This window comes from Thiolapillus sp. (assembly GCF_048562965.1).
Classification (GTDB): Bacteria; Pseudomonadota; Gammaproteobacteria; order Chromatiales; family Chromatiaceae; genus Thiolapillus; species Thiolapillus brandeum_A.
Genome location: NZ_JBHNMF010001077.1, coordinates 1 through 921, shown reverse-complemented (window position 1 = coordinate 921; position 921 = coordinate 1). Strand labels below are relative to the sequence as shown.

Below are 921 nucleotides of genomic sequence, written 5' to 3'. Positions count from 1 at the left end.
CCGCGTTCGGAGGCCTACTTTGTTTTCCCTCTGGCGCAAGGCACGCCGGGAAAACAGTGCGGCCTCGCGGCTACTGGGGTCTACCAGCCTTCGCTTCGCTCTCCATGGCTGGCAGCGTCCGCTATGTCTGCATTACCTAAATATGTTCACGTTGACCATCGCATCATCACCGGTATTATCGACCGCCTGTCAAACAAGAACAGCGCGTCCGAATGGCTACGCTGGATGATTGATGATGTGCTGGCTGATTTGACCGGTCAGGAAAAGCAGTACCCGCCACCCCGTGACGCCCTGTCCGATCTGCGCGAGTTGGGCAAATTATACGCGCAGGCCGTTTTCGACTGCACGCCTTATACCGACCTTTTTGGCCTGATTTACATGGACCTGGCATCACGCTCCACTAAAAGCGGCCTAGGACAGTTTTTTACCCCGCAGGTAGTGACGGACATGATGGCCAAAATGGTCGGACACCAGGCTAAATTGCCGAAAGACCGGCTGTTGACCTGCCTAGAACCTTGCTGCGGCTCTGGCGTGATGCTGTTGAGTTTTGCCCGGCAGATTTACGCCGACCATGGCCCGGGAGGACTGAGCCGGTGCGGTCTTTACGCCATCGACCTGGATATCACCTGTTGCTGTATGACTGCGGCGCACAAGCGTGTCTTCGACCTCGTGATAGATTTTGGGACATCCCAGTCCCCAAAATCGACTCGGCCTTTGACAACCTAATTGGTGCCCCAGACGTCCTGGTCACCAAGCACTACGCAACAACTTCGCAAGCTCGTTGCTGCTCCGTACTTGGCTCCCAATGACTGGACGCCGCGTTTGGATGCCTACTTTGCTTCCCCTCTGGCGCCATGCGCACGACGGGTAAGCAGTGCGGCCTCGCGGCTACTGGGGACTACCAGCCTTCGCTTCGCTCTC

General features: G+C 57.1%; 2 protein-coding genes. Both read left to right on the top strand.

All coding sequences use genetic code 11. The features are described 5' to 3' along the window. The coding region (locus tag ACOCD2_RS22390; protein WP_419626151.1) for an N-6 DNA methylase at positions 1–726 on the top strand (726 nt) is incomplete at its 5' end. Positions 727–729: 3 nt separating this feature from the next. Next, on the top strand, positions 730–921 hold a 192-nt coding region (locus ACOCD2_RS22385), incomplete at its 3' end, for a hypothetical protein (RefSeq protein ID WP_419588670.1).